Origin of the sequence: Salmonella sp. NW177 (assembly GCF_051811585.1) — a bacterium.
GTDB lineage: Bacteria > Pseudomonadota > Gammaproteobacteria > Enterobacterales > Enterobacteriaceae > Salmonella > Salmonella enterica.
In genome coordinates this window covers 222783-240333 of the sequence record NZ_JAMMZV010000008.1, presented here as the reverse complement: position 1 = coordinate 240333, position 17551 = coordinate 222783, and the positions used below count along the sequence as shown (strand labels likewise).

General features: G+C 53.1%; 16 protein-coding genes. 10 read left to right on the top strand and 6 right to left on the bottom strand.

Going from position 1 to position 17551, the window contains the following annotated elements; genetic code table 11:
• Window positions 1-72: 72 nt before the first annotated feature.
• On the bottom strand, window positions 73-312 hold the full coding sequence (locus NA986_RS20890; protein ID WP_001001155.1) for an oxaloacetate decarboxylase subunit gamma: 240 nt from the start codon (window positions 310-312) through the stop codon (window positions 73-75).
• Between the two features lie 158 nt (window positions 313-470).
• Window positions 471-1811: a citrate/sodium symporter CitS gene (gene citS, locus NA986_RS20885; protein WP_000183596.1), complete on the bottom strand. Its 1341-nt coding sequence runs from the start codon at window positions 1809-1811 to the stop codon at window positions 471-473.
• A 244-nt stretch (window positions 1812-2055) separates the two neighbouring features.
• Here citS and citC point away from each other — a divergent pair, with 244 nt between their 5' ends.
• From citC to dapB, 7 genes are all read left to right on the top strand, one after another.
• A complete protein-coding gene (gene citC, locus NA986_RS20880) occupies window positions 2056-3099 on the top strand; it encodes a [citrate (pro-3S)-lyase] ligase (RefSeq protein ID WP_077957231.1) in 1044 nt (347 codons plus the stop codon).
• Window positions 3100-3128: 29 nt separating this feature from the next.
• Window positions 3129-3422, top strand: a complete 294-nt coding sequence (citD, locus tag NA986_RS20875; RefSeq protein WP_000691461.1) for a citrate lyase acyl carrier protein — start codon at window positions 3129-3131, stop codon at window positions 3420-3422.
• Window positions 3419-4288, top strand: a complete 870-nt coding sequence (gene citE / locus NA986_RS20870; RefSeq protein WP_001247811.1) for a citrate (pro-3S)-lyase subunit beta — start codon at window positions 3419-3421, stop codon at window positions 4286-4288. The genes citD and citE overlap by 4 nt, the downstream gene beginning before the upstream one ends.
• A 10-nt stretch (window positions 4289-4298) precedes the next feature.
• Window positions 4299-5819, top strand: coding sequence for a citrate lyase subunit alpha (citF, locus tag NA986_RS20865; protein WP_000665576.1), 1521 nt, complete (start codon window positions 4299-4301; stop codon window positions 5817-5819).
• Complete coding sequence (gene citX / locus NA986_RS20860) at window positions 5819-6370, top strand: citrate lyase holo-[acyl-carrier protein] synthase (RefSeq protein WP_000679050.1); 552 nt, start codon at window positions 5819-5821, stop codon at window positions 6368-6370. The genes citF and citX overlap by 1 nt, the downstream gene beginning before the upstream one ends.
• Complete coding sequence (citG, locus tag NA986_RS20855) at window positions 6348-7256, top strand: triphosphoribosyl-dephospho-CoA synthase CitG (RefSeq protein WP_001103238.1); 909 nt, start codon at window positions 6348-6350, stop codon at window positions 7254-7256. The genes citX and citG overlap by 23 nt, the downstream gene beginning before the upstream one ends.
• 179 nt (window positions 7257-7435) lie before the next feature.
• Complete coding sequence (gene dapB, locus NA986_RS20850) at window positions 7436-8257, top strand: 4-hydroxy-tetrahydrodipicolinate reductase (protein WP_000544038.1); 822 nt, start codon at window positions 7436-7438, stop codon at window positions 8255-8257.
• Between the two features lie 126 nt (window positions 8258-8383).
• Here dapB and NA986_RS20845 read toward each other — a convergent pair whose 3' ends face one another.
• Window positions 8384-8659 carry a hypothetical protein gene (locus NA986_RS20845; RefSeq protein ID WP_023217057.1) on the bottom strand — a complete coding sequence of 92 codons (276 nt, stop codon included), beginning with the start codon at window positions 8657-8659 and terminating at the stop codon, window positions 8384-8386.
• 636 nt (window positions 8660-9295) lie between these two features.
• Here NA986_RS20845 and carA point away from each other — a divergent pair.
• The 3 genes from carA (at window position 9296) to caiF (ending at window position 14358) form a co-directional block, all read left to right on the top strand.
• A complete protein-coding gene (gene carA, locus NA986_RS20840) occupies window positions 9296-10444 on the top strand; it encodes a glutamine-hydrolyzing carbamoyl-phosphate synthase small subunit (protein WP_000597284.1) in 1149 nt (382 codons plus the stop codon).
• Between the two features lie 18 nt (window positions 10445-10462).
• Window positions 10463-13690 (top strand): carbamoyl-phosphate synthase large subunit, encoded by a 3228-nt coding sequence (gene carB / locus NA986_RS20835; protein ID WP_001126312.1) that lies wholly within the window; start codon window positions 10463-10465, stop codon window positions 13688-13690.
• 272 nt (window positions 13691-13962) lie between these two features.
• Window positions 13963-14358 (top strand): carnitine metabolism transcriptional regulator CaiF, encoded by a 396-nt coding sequence (gene caiF / locus NA986_RS20830; RefSeq protein ID WP_000333324.1) that lies wholly within the window; start codon window positions 13963-13965, stop codon window positions 14356-14358.
• Between the two features lie 77 nt (window positions 14359-14435).
• On the opposite strand, the gene caiE is transcribed toward caiF, so the two are convergent.
• From caiE to caiC, 3 genes are all read right to left on the bottom strand, one after another.
• On the bottom strand, window positions 14436-15032 hold the full coding sequence (caiE, locus tag NA986_RS20825) for a carnitine operon protein CaiE (protein ID WP_000122863.1): 597 nt from the start codon (window positions 15030-15032) through the stop codon (window positions 14436-14438).
• Between the two features lie 109 nt (window positions 15033-15141).
• Window positions 15142-15927, bottom strand: a complete 786-nt coding sequence (gene caiD / locus NA986_RS20820) for a crotonobetainyl-CoA hydratase (protein ID WP_000004376.1) — start codon at window positions 15925-15927, stop codon at window positions 15142-15144.
• A gap of 53 nt (window positions 15928-15980) precedes the next feature.
• On the bottom strand, window positions 15981-17534 hold the full coding sequence (caiC, locus tag NA986_RS20815; protein ID WP_000355808.1) for a crotonobetaine/carnitine-CoA ligase: 1554 nt from the start codon (window positions 17532-17534) through the stop codon (window positions 15981-15983).
• Window positions 17535-17551: the final 17 nt, after the last annotated feature.

Sequence of the window (17551 nt, the reverse complement as noted above, 5' to 3'; positions counted from 1 at the left end):
GGCGAACAGAGACTGGTGGGCGTCGCGCAGGACAACATCGGTAATGGCAATGGTCATGGATTCCTCCGTAAATTAAGCGTTAAGGCGGTGATGGTGAATGGCGGCGGCAATCACCGGCTTTAAGCGGGTGAAGTCGTCCACGACGGGAACGGCGCGCGGTGCGGGCGCGGCGACGGGTTCCGGGAAGAAGCGAGTAATCACGGCAGACATGCCGCGAATGGCAAAGATGAGCAGGAACAGAAAGCTCAGTACGAACCCCATCCCTAAAAACATCAGGGTGAAACCTTCACCCAGTAGTACAGCTTCATTCATGAATCATTTTCCATAATGAGAGGCACGACGGTGGCCTTGACGACAACCTTCCTGGTGAATCCGGCTAAGGAGTAGAGTGGATTTCCCTTGGCCACCTCTGGCTTTGGCCTCTACTTTTCTCCAGGTCGTTTGCGGCAAAGACACCGCCGTGCGTTTTTTTACACCATCATGCTGAACACGATGCTAGCGATAACCAGCACAATACCGCCGCCCAGACGAGAGGAAATTTGTGCATATGAAATGAGGTTCATACGGTTACAGGCGGAGAGCACTTCCAGATCGCCGGAGCCGCCGCGGTTGGCCATACAAAGACCCGCAGTAATGGATGATTCAATCGGGTAGAAGCCAATCAACCAGCCCCCGATAGCTGCGCCAACGACAGCACCGACCACAATGATTGCGGCGATAACGACGTTCGCGAACGTCAGGGCATCGATGATCTCTTGCAGATCGGTGTAGCAAACCCCCACACCTACCATCAACACCCACAGCAGTTGCTTGGAGAAGAAGTCAGAAAGACGTTTCGCCCCGGCTTTAATCTCCGGTGAGCAAAGACCTGATGCGTTCAGCGCAGCAACAATCAGGACCATCCAGGCGAAGTAGTGAATAGAGACGCCGCCGATGCTTGGCAGAATTTTTTTGGCAACGACATAGGCCAGCAGGAAGCAGGTGGTGGATAGCACCATGCCAACCGCCGTTTCACGATGGGTAATCTGACCGGCCTTTTCATCATCTTCGGTTTTGAAGGAAGCCTTACGAACCAATTCACCTTCACCGCTAAGCCAGGTGTATTTTTTGCCTATCATATCGAGGAGGGCGGCGAAAATAATGGCGAAGATATTCGCAATGGTCAGAATAGCAATAGCCGTTGAGTAATACTCTTCGCGAGAACGTCCGGTAACCGAGTGATAAATTTCAGACAGAGGCACGGCGCCCGCGCCGTTACCACCGCCCATAATCGGCAGAACGTACAGCATCATGATACGGTCGACCGGGATACCGAAGCACAGACCAATGACGATACCGAAAAGGGAAGCGCCGACAATCCCGGCGAGGATGGTTGGGATATAGCCCAGCAGTGATTTTAATAGCAGCTTACGGTTTACCGACAGGATCGCGCCTGTGATCAACACTGCGATAAACAGGTTAAGGAAGTTGCTTTTATCCATTACGTTGCTGATCGCATCAATTTCTTTCTGCGTAAATATGCCAGCATAGACAAAATAAGCTGCAACCAGAAATATCATAACCGGTGCGCCGCCAATATATTTATTGAAGATCGGTAAACGTTTGCCGATTTCACCAAAAATGGCCCCCATAACAAACATAAGAGCAAAACCACCGACTAAGTCAGTCGGTATAGCGTTATAGAAATGAGACAGTAATAAAGTAATTAATGCAAAAGCATAAAGCGGTAGCGGCATACCAAAGATTTTGAATCTGAGTAAATCGCCAGCCCCCTTTTTCTCCGTCGCCGAAGCCTGGGTCATGTTGGTCATAAACATTTTCCTGTGTATTGATGGGTAACAAGACCCGCGCATACTAATAAATTCAATGAACCGTGAGATGTGACTATCTTCACTGAATGGTTGTGTTTTTAATTAATTTAATTATTTTTATTAACTCTGGTTAATTAAGGAAATAAAAACCATAAAGCTTATAAAAGCAAGGGGGAAAGTGTGATGTCTATTCCAGACGAGTAATACAAACGCTGGCGAAATATGCGACGTTATTTGCTGACGGATGCAGAATAGAGTGAATCTAATATTTAAACGCATTTATTTGCAAAAGAATGTATTGCGTCGCGAGTCGGTCGCCATGTTTCTGGAGGGCGTGGGACTCGCCTTGGAAGATGATTGTGAAATCGCGGTATGCGCATATTGGCAGGGTGAGATAGTTGGATGCGGCTCGCTGGCCGGAAACGTACTGAAATGCATCGCCGTTTCCCCGGTTTTACAAGGGGAAGGGCTCAGCCTCAAACTGCTGACTGAGCTGCTTACATTGGCCTACGAGTTAAACCGCAGCGAGCTTTTCCTGTTCACTAAGCCGCAAAATCGGTTGCTGTTTTCTGGCGCGGGGTTTTGGCCCATTGCGCAGGCAGGTGAGCTGGCGGTGTTAATGGAGAACAGCAGTGAACGGTTAGCGCGCTTTTGTCGCCAACTGGCGCTTTATCGTCAACCGGGAAAAACGATCGGCGCCATCGTCATGAACGCCAATCCGTTTACCTTGGGCCACCGTTACCTGGTGGAGCAAGCGGCTGCGGCCTGTGACTGGTTGCATCTGTTTGTAGTCAAAGAAGATGCTTCATTTTTTTCCTATACCGACCGTTGGGCGCTGATCGAACAAGGAATCGCGGGCATTGACAACGTCACGTTGCATTCCGGCTCCGCTTATATGATCTCGCGTGCGACGTTTCCCGGCTATTTCCTCAAAGAAAAAGGGGTTGTGGACGACTGCCATTGCCAGATCGATCTGCAACTCTTCCGTGAACATCTGGCTCCAGCGCTGGGGATTACCCATCGTTTTGTCGGCAGTGAGCCGTTTTGTCCTCTGACCTGTGCCTATAACCAGCGGATGCACGACATTTTACACGATCCGAAGCGCAGCGGCCCGGTTATTGAGGTCGTCGAGCTGGCGCGGGTGGAGAAAAACGGCACGGCTATTTCCGCCTCTCGCGTCAGAAAACTGTATAGCGAACGTAATTGGCCGGCAATAAGCGCGCTGGTGCCTGCTGGCACCCTGGCATATCTGCAGCGGCATGCCGCCAGACACACTGAAACCATATGACGTAACACCGTTAACAAGGAACATAACTAATGAAAATCATTAAAGATGCCCTGGCAGGCACGCTGGAATCCAGCGATGTGATGATCAGGATTGGTCCATCCAGCGAGCCAGGAATTCGGCTGGAGCTAGAGAGTCTGGTGAAGCAGCAGTTTGGCGCGGCGATTGAGCAGGTGGTTCGGGAAACGCTGGCGAAGCTGGGCGTTGAACGCGCGCTGGTTAGCGTCGATGACAAAGGCGCGCTGGAGTGTATTTTACGCGCCCGAGTGCAGGCGGCGGCGCTGCGCGCTGCAGAACAAACGGAAATTCAATGGAGTGCGTTATGAGACCACGTCGCAGTATGTTGTTTATCCCCGGCGCAAATGCGGCCATGTTGAGCACCTCGTTTGTCTATGGTGCGGACGCGGTGATGTTCGACTTAGAAGACGCCGTAGCGTTACGTGAGAAAGATACCGCCCGTCTTTTGGTTCATCACGCGCTTCAACATCCGTTCTATCAGGATGTTGAAAAAGTGGTGCGCATTAATCCACTGAACACGCCATTCGGTCTGGCCGATCTTGAGGCCGTCGTGCGTGGTGGCGCGGATATCGTGCGTCTGCCGAAAACCGACAGCAAAAACGATGTGCTGGAGCTGGAAGCGCAGGTTGAACGGATCGAACGTGAATGTGGACGTGAAGTCGGCAGTACCAGGCTGATGGCGGCGATCGAATCAGCGAAAGGCGTGGTCAATGCCGTCGACATCGCCACCTCCAGCCCGCGCATGGTGGCAATTGCGCTGGCGGCATTTGATTACGTGATGGATATGGGCACCAGCCGGGGCGATGGCACCGAGCTGTTCTACGCCCGCTGCGCAGTGCTGCATGCGGCGCGCGTTGCGGGTATTGCCGCCTATGATGTCGTTTGGTCGGATATCAATAATGAAGAAGGCTTCCTGAAGGAAGTGCAGTTGGCGAAAGGGCTTGGTTTTAACGGTAAGTCCTTAGTGAATCCACGTCAGATTGAACTGTTACATCAGGCTTATTCTCCGACACGTAAAGAAGTTGAGCATGCGTATGAGGTGATTGCCGCCGCTGAAGAGGCTGAGTCTCGCGGTCTGGGCGTCGTTTCACTCAACGGCAAAATGATTGACGGCCCGATTATCGACCACGCGCGCAAAGTGGTGGCGCTGTCGGCTTCCGGTATTCGTGATTAAGGAAGGAACCATGAAAGAGACTGTAACCATGCTCAACCAGCAATATGTCGTACCGGAAGGATTACAGCCCTACCAGGGGGTAACAGCGAACAGCCCGTGGCTTGCCAGTGAAACGGAAAAGCGTCGGCGTAAAATTTGTGACTCGCTTGAAGAGGCTATCCGTCGTTCCGGGCTTAAAAATGGCATGACGATATCCTTCCACCATGCGTTTCGTGGTGGCGACAAAGTCGTCAATATGGTGATGGCGAAGCTGGCGGAAATGGGATTCCGCGATCTGACGCTTGCCTCCAGCTCATTAATCGATGCCCACTGGCCGCTTATCGAACACATTAAAAATGGCGTGGTGCGGCAGATTTATACCTCCGGGCTGCGCGGCAAGTTAGGGGAAGAGATCTCCGCTGGCCTGATGGAAAACCCGGTACAGATCCACTCTCACGGCGGCCGCGTAAAACTGATTCAGAGCGGTGAGCTGAATATTGATGTCGCTTTCCTCGGCGTGCCGTGCTGCGACGAATTTGGTAATGCGAACGGCTTTAGCGGCAAGTCACGCTGCGGCTCTTTGGGGTATGCGCAGGTTGATGCGCAGTACGCTAAATGTGTGGTGCTCCTGACTGAAGAGTGGGTCGAATTCCCCAATTATCCGGCCAGTATCGCGCAGGATCAGGTTGATTTAATCGTGCAGGTGGATGAGGTAGGGGATCCGGAAAAAATCACCGCGGGCGCGATTCGTCTGTCCAGCAACCCGCGTGAACTGTTGATCGCCCGGCAGGCGGCCAATGTGATCGAACACTCAGGTTATTTTTGTGACGGTTTCTCGCTGCAAACCGGCACCGGTGGCGCATCTCTGGCGGTCACCCGTTTCCTGGAAGACAAAATGCGTCGCCACAACATTACGGCGAGTTTTGGCCTGGGCGGGATCACCGGCACCATGGTGGATCTACATGAGAAAGGGTTGATCAAAGCGCTGCTGGATACGCAATCATTCGATGGCGATGCCGCCCGTTCGCTGGCGCAGAACCCGCATCATATTGAAATCTCAACCAATCAATACGCAAACCCCGGCTCTAAAGGCGCGGCATGCGAACGCCTGAACGTGGTGATGCTGAGCGCGCTGGAAATTGACGTGAATTTCAACGTTAACGTGATGACCGGTTCAAACGGCGTACTGCGTGGCGCATCGGGCGGCCATAGCGATACGGCAGCAGGTGCGGATCTGACTATTATCACTGCGCCGCTGGTGCGCGGGCGTATTCCTTGCGTGGTAGAAAAGGTGCTGACTACCGTCACGCCAGGGGCAAGCGTTGATGTGCTGGTTACCGACCATGGTATTGCGGTAAACCCCGCGCGTCAGGATCTGCTTGATAACCTGCGTGCTGCGGGCGTGGCGCTGACGACCATCGAACAACTGCAACAGCGCGCCGAGCAACTGACGGGCAAACCGCAGCCGATTGAGTTTACCGATCGGGTGGTGGCTGTGGTGCGTTATCGCGACGGTTCAGTGATTGACGTGATTCGCCAGGTTAAAGGCTGATGAAGGGCACAGACCTGCTGTACCAGGGCCAGGCAGTTACGCTGGAGGAGATGCTACAAGCGCGCGATAAACGTGCCGCCAGGCAGCGTCAGGCGTTGAACTGCTATCGGCTACCGTTGATTTCCCTCACGCTGGTTGCACCGGGCGCCGTTAAAAACTCAGCGGTCTGGCGGCGTGTCGCCGATTACGCAATTGCCGAAATACTGGCGCTTTGCGAACAGAAGGAGTGGGTCAACGTCTGGGAAATGCAGGTAAATGAACGCAGCGGCCCGGAATGGATGGCAGCGGTCTGTGCGCCGGCAATGGCGTTGAAACAGCACATGTCGACACTAGAGATGAGCCATCCGTTAGGGCGGCTTTGGGACATCGACATTATTGATAGCGACGGTAAGTCGCTATCACGCCGTGAACTCGGGCATCCTGCCCGGCCATGTTTGATATGCCAGCAGGATGCTCATCTCTGTGCCCGGGGCAAGCATCACACCCTTGACCTTTTGTTGGATGAAATTGCACGAAGGATTGAATGCTATGAACGTGAGCGTTGTGACTGAACGGCGTACGCCAGCGTACTCATCGCTGGCGGCTGGCGAACTTAATGGGTTGGTTGCAAGAGCGCTGCTGACGGAAGCCAGGCTGACACCAAAACCCGGTCTGGTCGATATTCGTAATTCGGGAGCGCATAGGGATATGGATCTGGCGGCATTTGAACGTAGTACTACCGCCATTGCTCCGTGGATGGAAAAGTTTTTTATCATGGGCAACAACACGGCGGCGCTGGCGGCAGAAAATGTCCTGGTGATGCTGCGTCCGCTGGGGATGGCCTGTGAGAACGATATGCTACAGGCGACCAATGGTGTGAATACCCATCGCGGGGCGATTTTCGCTTTTGGCCTGCTGAGCGCAGCGATTGGCCGACTTCTCGCGCGGGGAGAACCGTTGGAGCAAAATCGTATCTGCGACCAGGTTGCCCGCCTGAGTCGGAATATTGTTGCCCACGAGCTCTCAGCAAAAAAAGCGGGAAAACTGACAAAGAGTGAAACCCATTTCCAGTGTTATGGCCTGTCGGGCGCGCGGGGAGAAGCGGAAAGCGGTTTTCGAACCGTCAGAACGCAGGCTTTGCCGGTGTTTAACCGGGTCGTGCAGGAGCATGACGATACCCATCTTGCCCTGCTGCAAACATTGTTGCATCTGATGGCGTGGAATGATGATACCAATCTGGTGTCACGGGGAGGCCTGGAAGGGCTTTACTACGTGCAGCAGCAGGCACAAAAATTGTTGTGGCAAGGGGGCGTATTGGTTGAGGGGGGCATTGAAGCGATGCAGTCCCTCGATGATGAACTCATCCTGCGTAACTTAAGCCCTGGCGGTAGCGCGGATTTACTGGCAGTGACCTGGTTTTTAAGTCATTTTCCTGCCGGTTCCCTCTATCCTGAGTAAGTTTCTCTTCTTTCATTCTCTCCAGCAATGATTCATCCTGCGGGATGAATCATGTCTTTTACTGATATCGCTCCCTGTTTATCATTAATTTCTAATTATCGGCGATTTTAGATGGCGGCCTCCGGGCGCGCTGGTTACTCTGAAAACGGTTTACGCAATTTTTACAAAAGAGAATAGCTATGCATGAAGCACAAATCCGCGTCGCCATTGCCGGCGCCGGTGGCCGCATGGGACGGCAGTTAATCCAGGCCGCCATGGCGATGGAAGGTGTTCAGCTGGGTGCCGCGCTGGAGCGCGAAGGCTCTTCCTTGCTGGGCAGCGATGCTGGCGAACTGGCAGGGGTGGGAAAGTCCGGCGTGACCGTTCAAAGCAGCCTTGAGGCGGTAAAAGATGATTTTGACGTTTTCATCGATTTTACCCGTCCGGAAGGCACGTTGACGCATCTGGCGTTTTGCCGCCAGCATGGTAAAGGGATGGTGATTGGTACTACCGGCTTTGACGACGCCGGTAAACAAGCCATTCGCGAGGCGTCACAAGAGATTGCGATCGTTTTCGCCGCAAACTTTAGCGTCGGTGTTAACGTCATGCTCAAGCTGCTGGAGAAAGCCGCGAAGGTAATGGGCGACTATAGCGATATTGAAATTATTGAAGCGCACCACCGCCATAAAGTGGATGCACCGTCGGGTACGGCGCTGGCAATGGGCGAGGCAATCGCCGGGGCGCTGGATAAAGATCTGAAGGACTGCGCGGTCTACTCGCGTGAAGGTTATACCGGCGAGCGCGTAGCGGGCACGATTGGCTTTGCGACCGTTCGGGCGGGCGACATCGTCGGCGAACATACCGCGATGTTTGCCGATATTGGCGAGCGCGTAGAGATTACGCATAAAGCTTCCAGCCGCATGACGTTTGCAAATGGCGCGTTGCGATCGGCGTTATGGCTAAAAACGAAGAAAAATGGGCTATTTGACATGCGGGATGTGCTGGGGCTGGATGTATTATAGCGACTAAATACCTTCGTGATGTGGTTGTGGTAATCAAGATTAATTGATTACAAAGGGCAATATATTATTGCCCTTTTGTTTTTTGCCCCCCGGTTATTCGGTCAGATAAATAACGCCTTTCACCATTCATGTTTCGACAGTTTCTTCGCCCACGACATGTTCTGCCGTTGTTTTCGCGTTAAGAATAGTCAGTTTAAAGACATCCGGGCCAACGGCATCCATTTGCGTGACGTAATTGCCATTACGATAAATACGGTTAATTAGCCCTTCGGGCGCATCGGTACGGGTCATTACGTTCAACAGGAAAAAATTACTGCCTGAACTGACATTAGTCATATTCAGCCGCAGCGGCTTACCGTATGCAAAAGGCACCTCGACCAGACTGATAAGACTGATATCCATCGGGGGGTAGTGCTGTTCCACGGGGGCGTTTTATCTCTTTTGTTTCAATAGGTTGGCTTTTTTATGCTGTAGTGAGGCTGATTGTGTTCCAATCTTATGCGCTAGTCTTAAAGAAAAAGAAGTTTGATCTTTATATCGCGATTGTAATTCTTATTACATTGTCTTAATTTGCTGTTTTTTGTTGATTTTATAATGCATTTGATTTGTTTTTATATTTTTAAGATATTGATTTTTAAAATGTTTTTGTCGTTAATTTGCTTAATTTTGAATTTTTATGCATTTAATGGCATTAATGGTTATTAAATGAATTTTTATCGTTGTTTTTTGTTGTTTTAATGTGAAATTTGACCATTTGGTCCACTTTTTATCATGCCAGTCAATTTTTTGCGAACTCAAGGAAGCGCAAGCGTTTTCTATCGTCACTTAGTTGATCTTTTTGCCTCTTAAACAGAATAACTTCCTTATAATGTGCAAAATAACATAAAAAATACCCTCTTTAAGTTGACTTTTATCCGGCTTAACTTCAGAATGCCGCCGTTTGCCAGAAATCCACGGGTAAGCAAATTTGCATTGCTTCATACTGACTGAATGAATTAATATGCAAATAAAGTGAGTGAATATTCTCTGGAGGGTGTTTTGATTAAGTCAGCGCTATTGGTTCTGGAAGACGGAACCCAGTTTCACGGTCGGGCCATAGGGGCAACAGGTTCGGCGGTTGGGGAAGTCGTTTTCAATACTTCAATGACCGGTTATCAAGAAATCCTCACTGATCCTTCCTATTCCCGCCAAATCGTCACTCTTACTTATCCCCATATTGGTAATGTCGGCACCAATGAAGCCGATGAAGAATCTTCTCAGGTTCATGCGCAAGGTTTAGTGATTCGCGATCTGCCGTTGATTGCCAGCAACTTCCGTAACACCGAAGACCTCTCTTCTTACCTGAAACGCCATAACATCGTGGCGATTGCTGATATCGATACCCGCAAGCTGACCCGACTGCTGCGTGAGAAAGGCGCACAGAACGGCTGCATCATTGCAGGCGATAGCCCGGATGCGAAGCTGGCGCTGGAAAAAGCGAAAGCATTTCCTGGACTTAACGGTATGGATCTGGCGAAAGAAGTGACCACGACGGAAACTTACCGCTGGACGCAGGGTAGCTGGACGCTGAAAGACGGTTTACCGGAAGCGAAATCTGAGGATGACCTGCCGTTCCATGTGGTGGCCTATGATTTCGGCGCCAAACGCAACATCCTGCGCATGCTGGTGGATCGCGGCTGCCGCCTGACGGTGGTGCCAGCGCAAACCTCTGCTGAAGAGGTGCTGAAAATGAATCCGGACGGCATCTTCCTGTCGAACGGCCCTGGCGACCCGGCTCCGTGCGACTACGCCATCGAGGCGATTAAGAAATTCCTCCAGACCGACATTCCTGTGTTCGGCATCTGCCTCGGCCATCAGCTGCTGGCGCTGGCGAGCGGTGCGAAGACCGTTAAGATGAAGTTCGGCCATCACGGCGGCAACCATCCGGTAAAAGATATGGACCGAAACGTGGTGATGATCACCGCGCAGAACCACGGCTTTGCGGTGGATGAAGACTCGCTGCCCGCCAACCTGCGCGTGACCCACAAGTCGCTGTTCGACGGCACCCTGCAGGGCATTCACCGTACCGACAAACCGGCGTTCAGCTTCCAGGGACACCCGGAGGCGAGCCCGGGCCCGCACGATGCGGCGCCGCTGTTCGACCACTTTATCGAGCTTATTGAGCAATACCGTCAGTCCGCGAAATAATCAGGAGTAATAAGAGCCATGCCAAAACGTACAGATATAAAAAGCATCCTGATTCTGGGCGCGGGCCCGATTGTTATCGGTCAGGCGTGTGAGTTTGATTACTCCGGCGCTCAGGCGTGTAAAGCGCTGCGCGAAGAGGGCTACCGCGTTATTCTGGTGAACTCCAACCCGGCCACCATCATGACCGACCCGGAAATGGCCGATGCGACTTACATCGAGCCGATTCACTGGGAAGTGGTACGCAAAATCATCGAAAAAGAGCGTCCGGATGCAGTGCTGCCGACCATGGGCGGCCAGACCGCGCTGAACTGCGCGCTGGAGCTGGAGCGGCAGGGCGTGCTCGAAGAGTTCGGCGTCACCATGATTGGCGCCACCGCCGACGCCATTGATAAAGCCGAAGACCGTCGTCGCTTCGATATCGCGATGAAGAAAATTGGTCTCGACACCGCGCGTTCCGGTATCGCGCACACCATGGAAGAAGCGCTGGCGGTTGCCGCTGACGTCGGCTTCCCGTGCATCATCCGTCCGTCCTTTACCATGGGCGGCACCGGCGGCGGTATCGCTTACAACCGTGAAGAGTTCGAAGAAATCTGCGAACGCGGTCTGGACCTCTCGCCAACCAACGAGCTGCTGATTGATGAATCGCTGATCGGCTGGAAAGAGTACGAGATGGAAGTGGTGCGTGATAAAAACGACAACTGCATCATCGTCTGCTCTATCGAAAACTTCGATGCGATGGGTATCCACACCGGTGACTCCATCACCGTGGCCCCGGCACAGACGCTGACCGACAAAGAATACCAAATCATGCGTAACGCCTCGATGGCGGTACTGCGTGAAATCGGCGTCGAAACCGGCGGTTCTAACGTCCAGTTCGCAGTGAACCCGAAAAACGGTCGTCTGATCGTTATCGAAATGAACCCGCGCGTCTCCCGCTCCTCGGCGCTGGCGTCGAAAGCCACCGGCTTCCCGATTGCCAAAGTAGCCGCCAAACTGGCGGTGGGTTACACCCTTGACGAACTGATGAACGACATCACCGGTGGCCGTACGCCGGCGTCGTTTGAGCCGTCTATTGACTACGTTGTCACCAAAATTCCGCGCTTTAACTTTGAGAAATTCGCCGGTGCTAACGACCGTCTGACCACCCAGATGAAATCGGTCGGGGAAGTGATGGCGATTGGTCGCACGCAGCAGGAATCCCTGCAGAAAGCGCTGCGTGGCCTGGAAGTGGGCGCCACCGGTTTCGACCCGAAAGTCAGCCTCGACGACCCGGAAGCGCTGACCAAAATCCGCCGCGAGCTGAAAGATGCGGGCGCAGATCGTATCTGGTATATCGCCGATGCCTTCCGTGCGGGCTTGTCTGTGGATGGCGTCTTTAACCTGACCAACATCGACCGCTGGTTCCTGGTACAAATTGAAGAGCTGGTGCGTCTGGAAGAGAAAGTGGCTGAAGTCGGTATTACCGGCCTCAACGCCGACTTCCTGCGTCAGCTCAAGCGTAAAGGGTTTGCCGATGCGCGTCTGGCGAAACTGGCGGGCGTACGCGAAGCGGAAATCCGTAAGCTGCGTGACCAGTATGACTTGCATCCGGTCTACAAGCGTGTGGATACCTGCGCGGCGGAATTCGCCACCGATACCGCCTACATGTACTCCACTTATGAAGATGAGTGCGAAGCGAACCCGTCCGTTGACCGCGACAAAATCATGGTCCTCGGCGGCGGCCCGAACCGTATCGGCCAGGGCATTGAGTTTGACTACTGCTGCGTCCATGCCTCGCTGGCGCTGCGCGAAGACGGTTACGAGACCATTATGGTCAACTGTAACCCGGAAACCGTCTCCACCGACTACGACACTTCCGACCGTCTGTACTTCGAGCCGGTGACGCTGGAAGACGTGCTGGAAATCGTGCGTATCGAGAAGCCGAAAGGCGTTATCGTGCAGTACGGCGGCCAGACCCCGCTGAAGCTGGCGCGCGCGCTGGAAGCGGCAGGCGTGCCGGTTATCGGCACCAGCCCGGACGCCATCGACCGCGCGGAAGACCGCGAGCGCTTCCAGCACGCGGTTGACCGTCTGAAGCTGAAGCAACCGGCCAACGCCACCGTCACCGCCATTGAACAGGCTGTCGAAAAAGCGAAAGAGATCGGCTACCCGCTGGTGGTACGTCCTTCTTACGTGCTGGGCGGTCGGGCGATGGAAATTGTCTATGACGAAGCCGACCTGCGTCGCTACTTCCAGACGGCGGTCAGCGTGTCTAACGATGCGCCGGTGCTGCTGGACCGCTTCCTTGATGACGCGGTTGAAGTGGACGTGGACGCTATCTGCGACGGCGAAATGGTGCTGATTGGCGGCATCATGGAACACATCGAGCAGGCGGGCGTACACTCCGGCGACTCCGCCTGTTCCCTGCCAGCCTACACCCTGAGCCAGGAAATTCAGGATGTGATGCGCCAGCAGGTGCAGAAGCTGGCCTTCGAGTTGCAGGTGCGCGGCCTGATGAACGTGCAGTTTGCGGTCAAGGACAACGAAGTCTACCTGATTGAAGTCAACCCGCGTGCGGCGCGTACCGTACCGTTCGTCTCCAAAGCCACCGGCGTGCCGCTGGCGAAAGTGGCGGCGCGCGTGATGGCCGGCAAAACGCTGACCGAGCAGGGCGTGACCCAAGAAATTATCCCGCCGTACTACTCGGTGAAAGAAGTGGTGCTGCCGTTCAACAAATTCCCGGGCGTTGACCCGCTGTTAGGGCCAGAAATGCGCTCCACCGGGGAAGTGATGGGCGTGGGCCGTACCTTTGCGGAAGCGTTCGCCAAGGCACAGTTGGGCAGTAACTCCACCATGAAGAAACAGGGCCGTGCGCTGCTCTCCGTTCGCGAAGGCGACAAAGAGCGCGTGGTGGACCTCGCCGCTAAGCTGCTGAAACAAGGCTTCGAGCTGGATGCCACCCACGGTACGGCGATTGTGCTGGGCGAAGCCGGTATCAACCCGCGTCTGGTGAACAAGGTGCACGAAGGTCGTCCGCACATTCAGGACCGTATCAAGAATGGCGAATATACCTATATCATCAACACCACCGCAGGCCGCCGCGCGATTGAAGACTCCAGGGTGATTCGCCGCAGCGCGCTGCAGTATAAAGTGCATTATGACACCACGCTGAACGGCGGTTTTGCCACGACGATGGCGCTCAATGCCGATGCCACCGAGAAGGTAACCTCGGTGCAGGAAATGCACGCGCAGATCAAAAAGTCGTAAACAAAGGGTCCGGTGGATATTGCTCTAACCGGACCTGTAATATAATGTTGAAAGGGTTTCTGTAAAGAAACCCTTTTTTATCTTGTGTAAGGTCATTCCTGGAGAAGTCCGTTTCCGTAACCACATTTTCAATGTAATAAGCACGATATTGCTCACACTAATCAATATTTAAGTCGCATACTATCTTGCATATCCACAATTTTAATATGGCTTAGTTTTTATTAGTTTGGACAGGCCGTAGCCAGATTTTTAATTTGTGAAATGGTGTGCTTATGTGTGAAAAATATGTTGAAAGACCGCTTTATTTGTTAATTGCTGACTGGATGATGGCAGAGAACCGATGGATCACTGCCAGGGAGATTTCCCGTCAATTTGATATTGAACATTGCAAAGCAATTAATACGCTCTCCTATATTCTGTCAGAAGTGGGGGAAATTGTTTGTGAAGTGAAGATGATCCCTAACCAAATTGCAGGACGAGGCTGCCAGTGCCAGCGTCTGGTGAAAGTCGTGAGTATCGACTCTCAACTCTATCGCCGATTGAATCATAATTTGCAGGAAAGAAAAGTGAGCGTGGCGAAAGCGCCGCGGCTGTCTGCCGTTCCCCCCACAGAGCTAAACCGTGAGCAGAAATGGCAGATGATGCTCTCCAAGAGTATGCGTCGCTAATTGTCTGTTTAACCTGTTGGCGGGGTAAACGGTAATTGACGCGTAGGCCGGATAAGCGTGAGCGCATCCGGCATCAATTACTGTGCTGATTTTGGCTTCACGTCAGTCGTGCCTTTCAGGCGCGGTCGGTTTTCTTCGACCTGTGTTAACGGCTTCGTTTCAGATAACCCCGTTCGACAACGGATCGCAAGATCCTGATATTCTTTGGTATTGAGGCGTTTCCAGTGCAGCTCCTGGTCCGTAACCTGGCGTAGTACGCGCGCCGGTGATCCCACCAGCAGTTGCCTTGCCTCACCCTGAAATCCGGCTTTGACAAAACTCATGGCGGCGACAATGCTCTCTTCGCCAATCACTGCGCCGTCCATAATGACGCTATTCATGCCGACCAGGGCGTCCCGTCCCACCACGCAGCCATGTAGAATAGCGCCGTGGCCGATATGGCCGTTTTCATGCACGATGGTATCGGTATCGCAGTAGCCATGCATAATGCAGCCATCCTGCAGATTAGAGCCTGCCTCCAGGATCAGGCGACCATAATCCCCACGCAATGACGCGAGTGGGCCAATATAAACACCGGCGCCCACGATGACATCGCCAATCAGCACGGCGCTGGGATGGACAAACGCGTCCGGATGCACCACCGGGATCAATCCTTCAAAGGCGTAATAGCTCATAGTTGTACCTCGGTTTTTTTGCCGGATGGCGGCGTAAACACCTTATCCGGCCTACGGTTGCGCATGTGCTGTAGGCCGGATAAGCGAAGCGCCATCCAGCATAGTCACATTAACGACCTTTCCACACCGGATCGCGTTTTTCGGCAAATGCCTGCGGTCCTTCGAGCGCATCTTCTGAATGCAGTACCGACGGATAATGCTTCAGTACGCCGCTGCGGATGTAGCGGTAGCCTTCTTCTACCGGCATTTCGCTGGTCGCGCGATAAATCTCTTTCAGCGCCGCGATAGCCAGCGGGGCGCTATTGACCAGTTGTTGCGCCAGTTCGCGCGCGCTATCCATCAGTTCGCTCTGGCTGACAACGCGGTTCACGATCCCCCAACGCAGCGCTTCTTCGGCGCTCATTCGTCTGCCGGTCATCACCATTTCGTTGACGATAGCCGGTGGCAGCAGCTTAGGCAGACGCAATACGCCGCCGCTGTCAGGCACGATGCCGAGCTTGGCTTCCGGCAGCGCGAAGCTGGCGTTTTCGGCGCAGACAATAAAGTCCGCCGCCAGCGCCAGCTCAAAACCGCCGCCAAACGCGTAGCCGTTCACCGCGGCGATAACCGGCTTATCGAGGTCAAATATTTCGGTTAAACCGGCAAAGCCGCCGGGACCAAAATCGGCATCCGGCGCTTCACCTTCCGCTGCCGCTTTTAAGTCCCAGCCAGCAGAAAAGAATTTCTCCCCGCCACCGGTAATGATTGCTACGCGTAATTCCGGATCGTCACGGAAATTAAGAAAAGCTTCACCCATTGCAAAGCTGGTTTTGGCGTCAATGGCATTCGCTTTAGGTCGGTCGAGGGTAATTTCCAGGATCGGGCCGTTACGGGTCAGATGTAATGACTCACTCATAGTTCATCTCCAGATAAATAGTTTTCCGGCGGGAGGGATTCCTGCCGGAAGGTTTATTTCAGATTTTTTTTGATTATTTTTCCTGAACAGTTGCGCGGCAGGTCGGTTCTGATCTCCATAAAAGAGGGAACCTTGAACTTCGCCATATTGTTTTCGCAAAAGCTGAAAAACTCGGCTTCGCTTAATGTTTCACCTTCATTAAGGACGATAAACGCTTTAATGGCCTCATCACGGATCGCGTCTTTAATACCAACCACCACAATGTCCTGAATTTTCGGATGCGCAGAAATAATATTTTCCAGCTCGACGCAGGAGACATTTTCCCCGCCGCGTTTAATCATGTTGCAGCGCCTGTCGACGAAATAAAAATAGCCATCCTCATCCTGGTAACCCGAATCACCGGTATGTAACCAGCCCTCTGGTTCCAGCGCCCTGGCGGTTGCCTCCGGCTGCATGTAATACTCTTTGAAGATAGTCTTGCCGGGAATGCCTTTAATACAGATTTCGCCAATTTCTCCGGCGGGCAGCGGGCGATTTTGATCGTCGCGAATTTCAGCTTCATAGCTAAAACCCACGCGACCAATGGAAGGCCAGCGCCGTTTGTCTCCGGGACGGTCGCCAATAATTCCGACAATGGTTTCAGTCATACCATAAGAGGTCAGCAGCCTGACGCCAAAGCGTTCGGTAAAATCGTCTTTTTCCTGCTCGGATAAATTGAGATAGAACATCACTTCGCGCAGATGATGCTGCCTGTCCGTTGGCGCGGCGGGCTGGACCATCAGCGTGCGGATCATCATCGGGATGCACTCGGTCACCGTCGCCTGATATTTACGTACCTGATCCCAGAAGGCCCTGGCACTGTACTTCTCTAGCAGGACAAAGGTGCTGCCAGCGGAGAATGCAGGCATTGCGGCGGTACACTGACAATCGATATGAAACGCGGGCATCACCGTCATGTACACGTCATCATCGCGCAGGGCGATTTGCCAGGCAGAGTAGTAGCCTGCAAAACGCAGGTTGTAGTGGGTAATTACCACCCCTTTAGGCCGTGAGGTGGTGCCTGAGGTAAACAGAATTTCCGCCGTATCGTCAGTGGATAACGCGGGCGTATAGCACAGCGTGGTGGACTGGCGGGATTGCAGTTGGGTAAAGTGACTCACGCCGTCGTCAGCCGGAAGCTGCTCGCCAATCAGACAGATATGATTAAGCGGAGTGCTATTGTCCTGGCGTATTTCACGGTACATAGGATAAAACTGGGCGCTGGTAACCAGCAGACTCACCTGGCTGTTTTGCAGGATCCAGGCGCTTTCTTCGCCCAGTAAGCGGGCATTAATCGGCACCATAATGGCGCCGATTTTTGCCAGTCCAAACCAGCAAAAGATGAATTCCGGACAGTTATCCAGATGCAGCGCGACCCTATCACCCTTGCGGATCCCTAAGGAGTAAAAAAGGTTCGCCGTGCGGTTAATCTCTTCATTGAGCGAAGCATAGCTAAACTGCCGAACGATTCCCTCACAGGATTCGAAAATTAACGCCGTTTTATCTCCGTACACCCCGGCCAGGTCGTCCCACATCTGACGTAAGTTTTGTCCGCCAACGATATCCATATTGCTTTATCCACTGA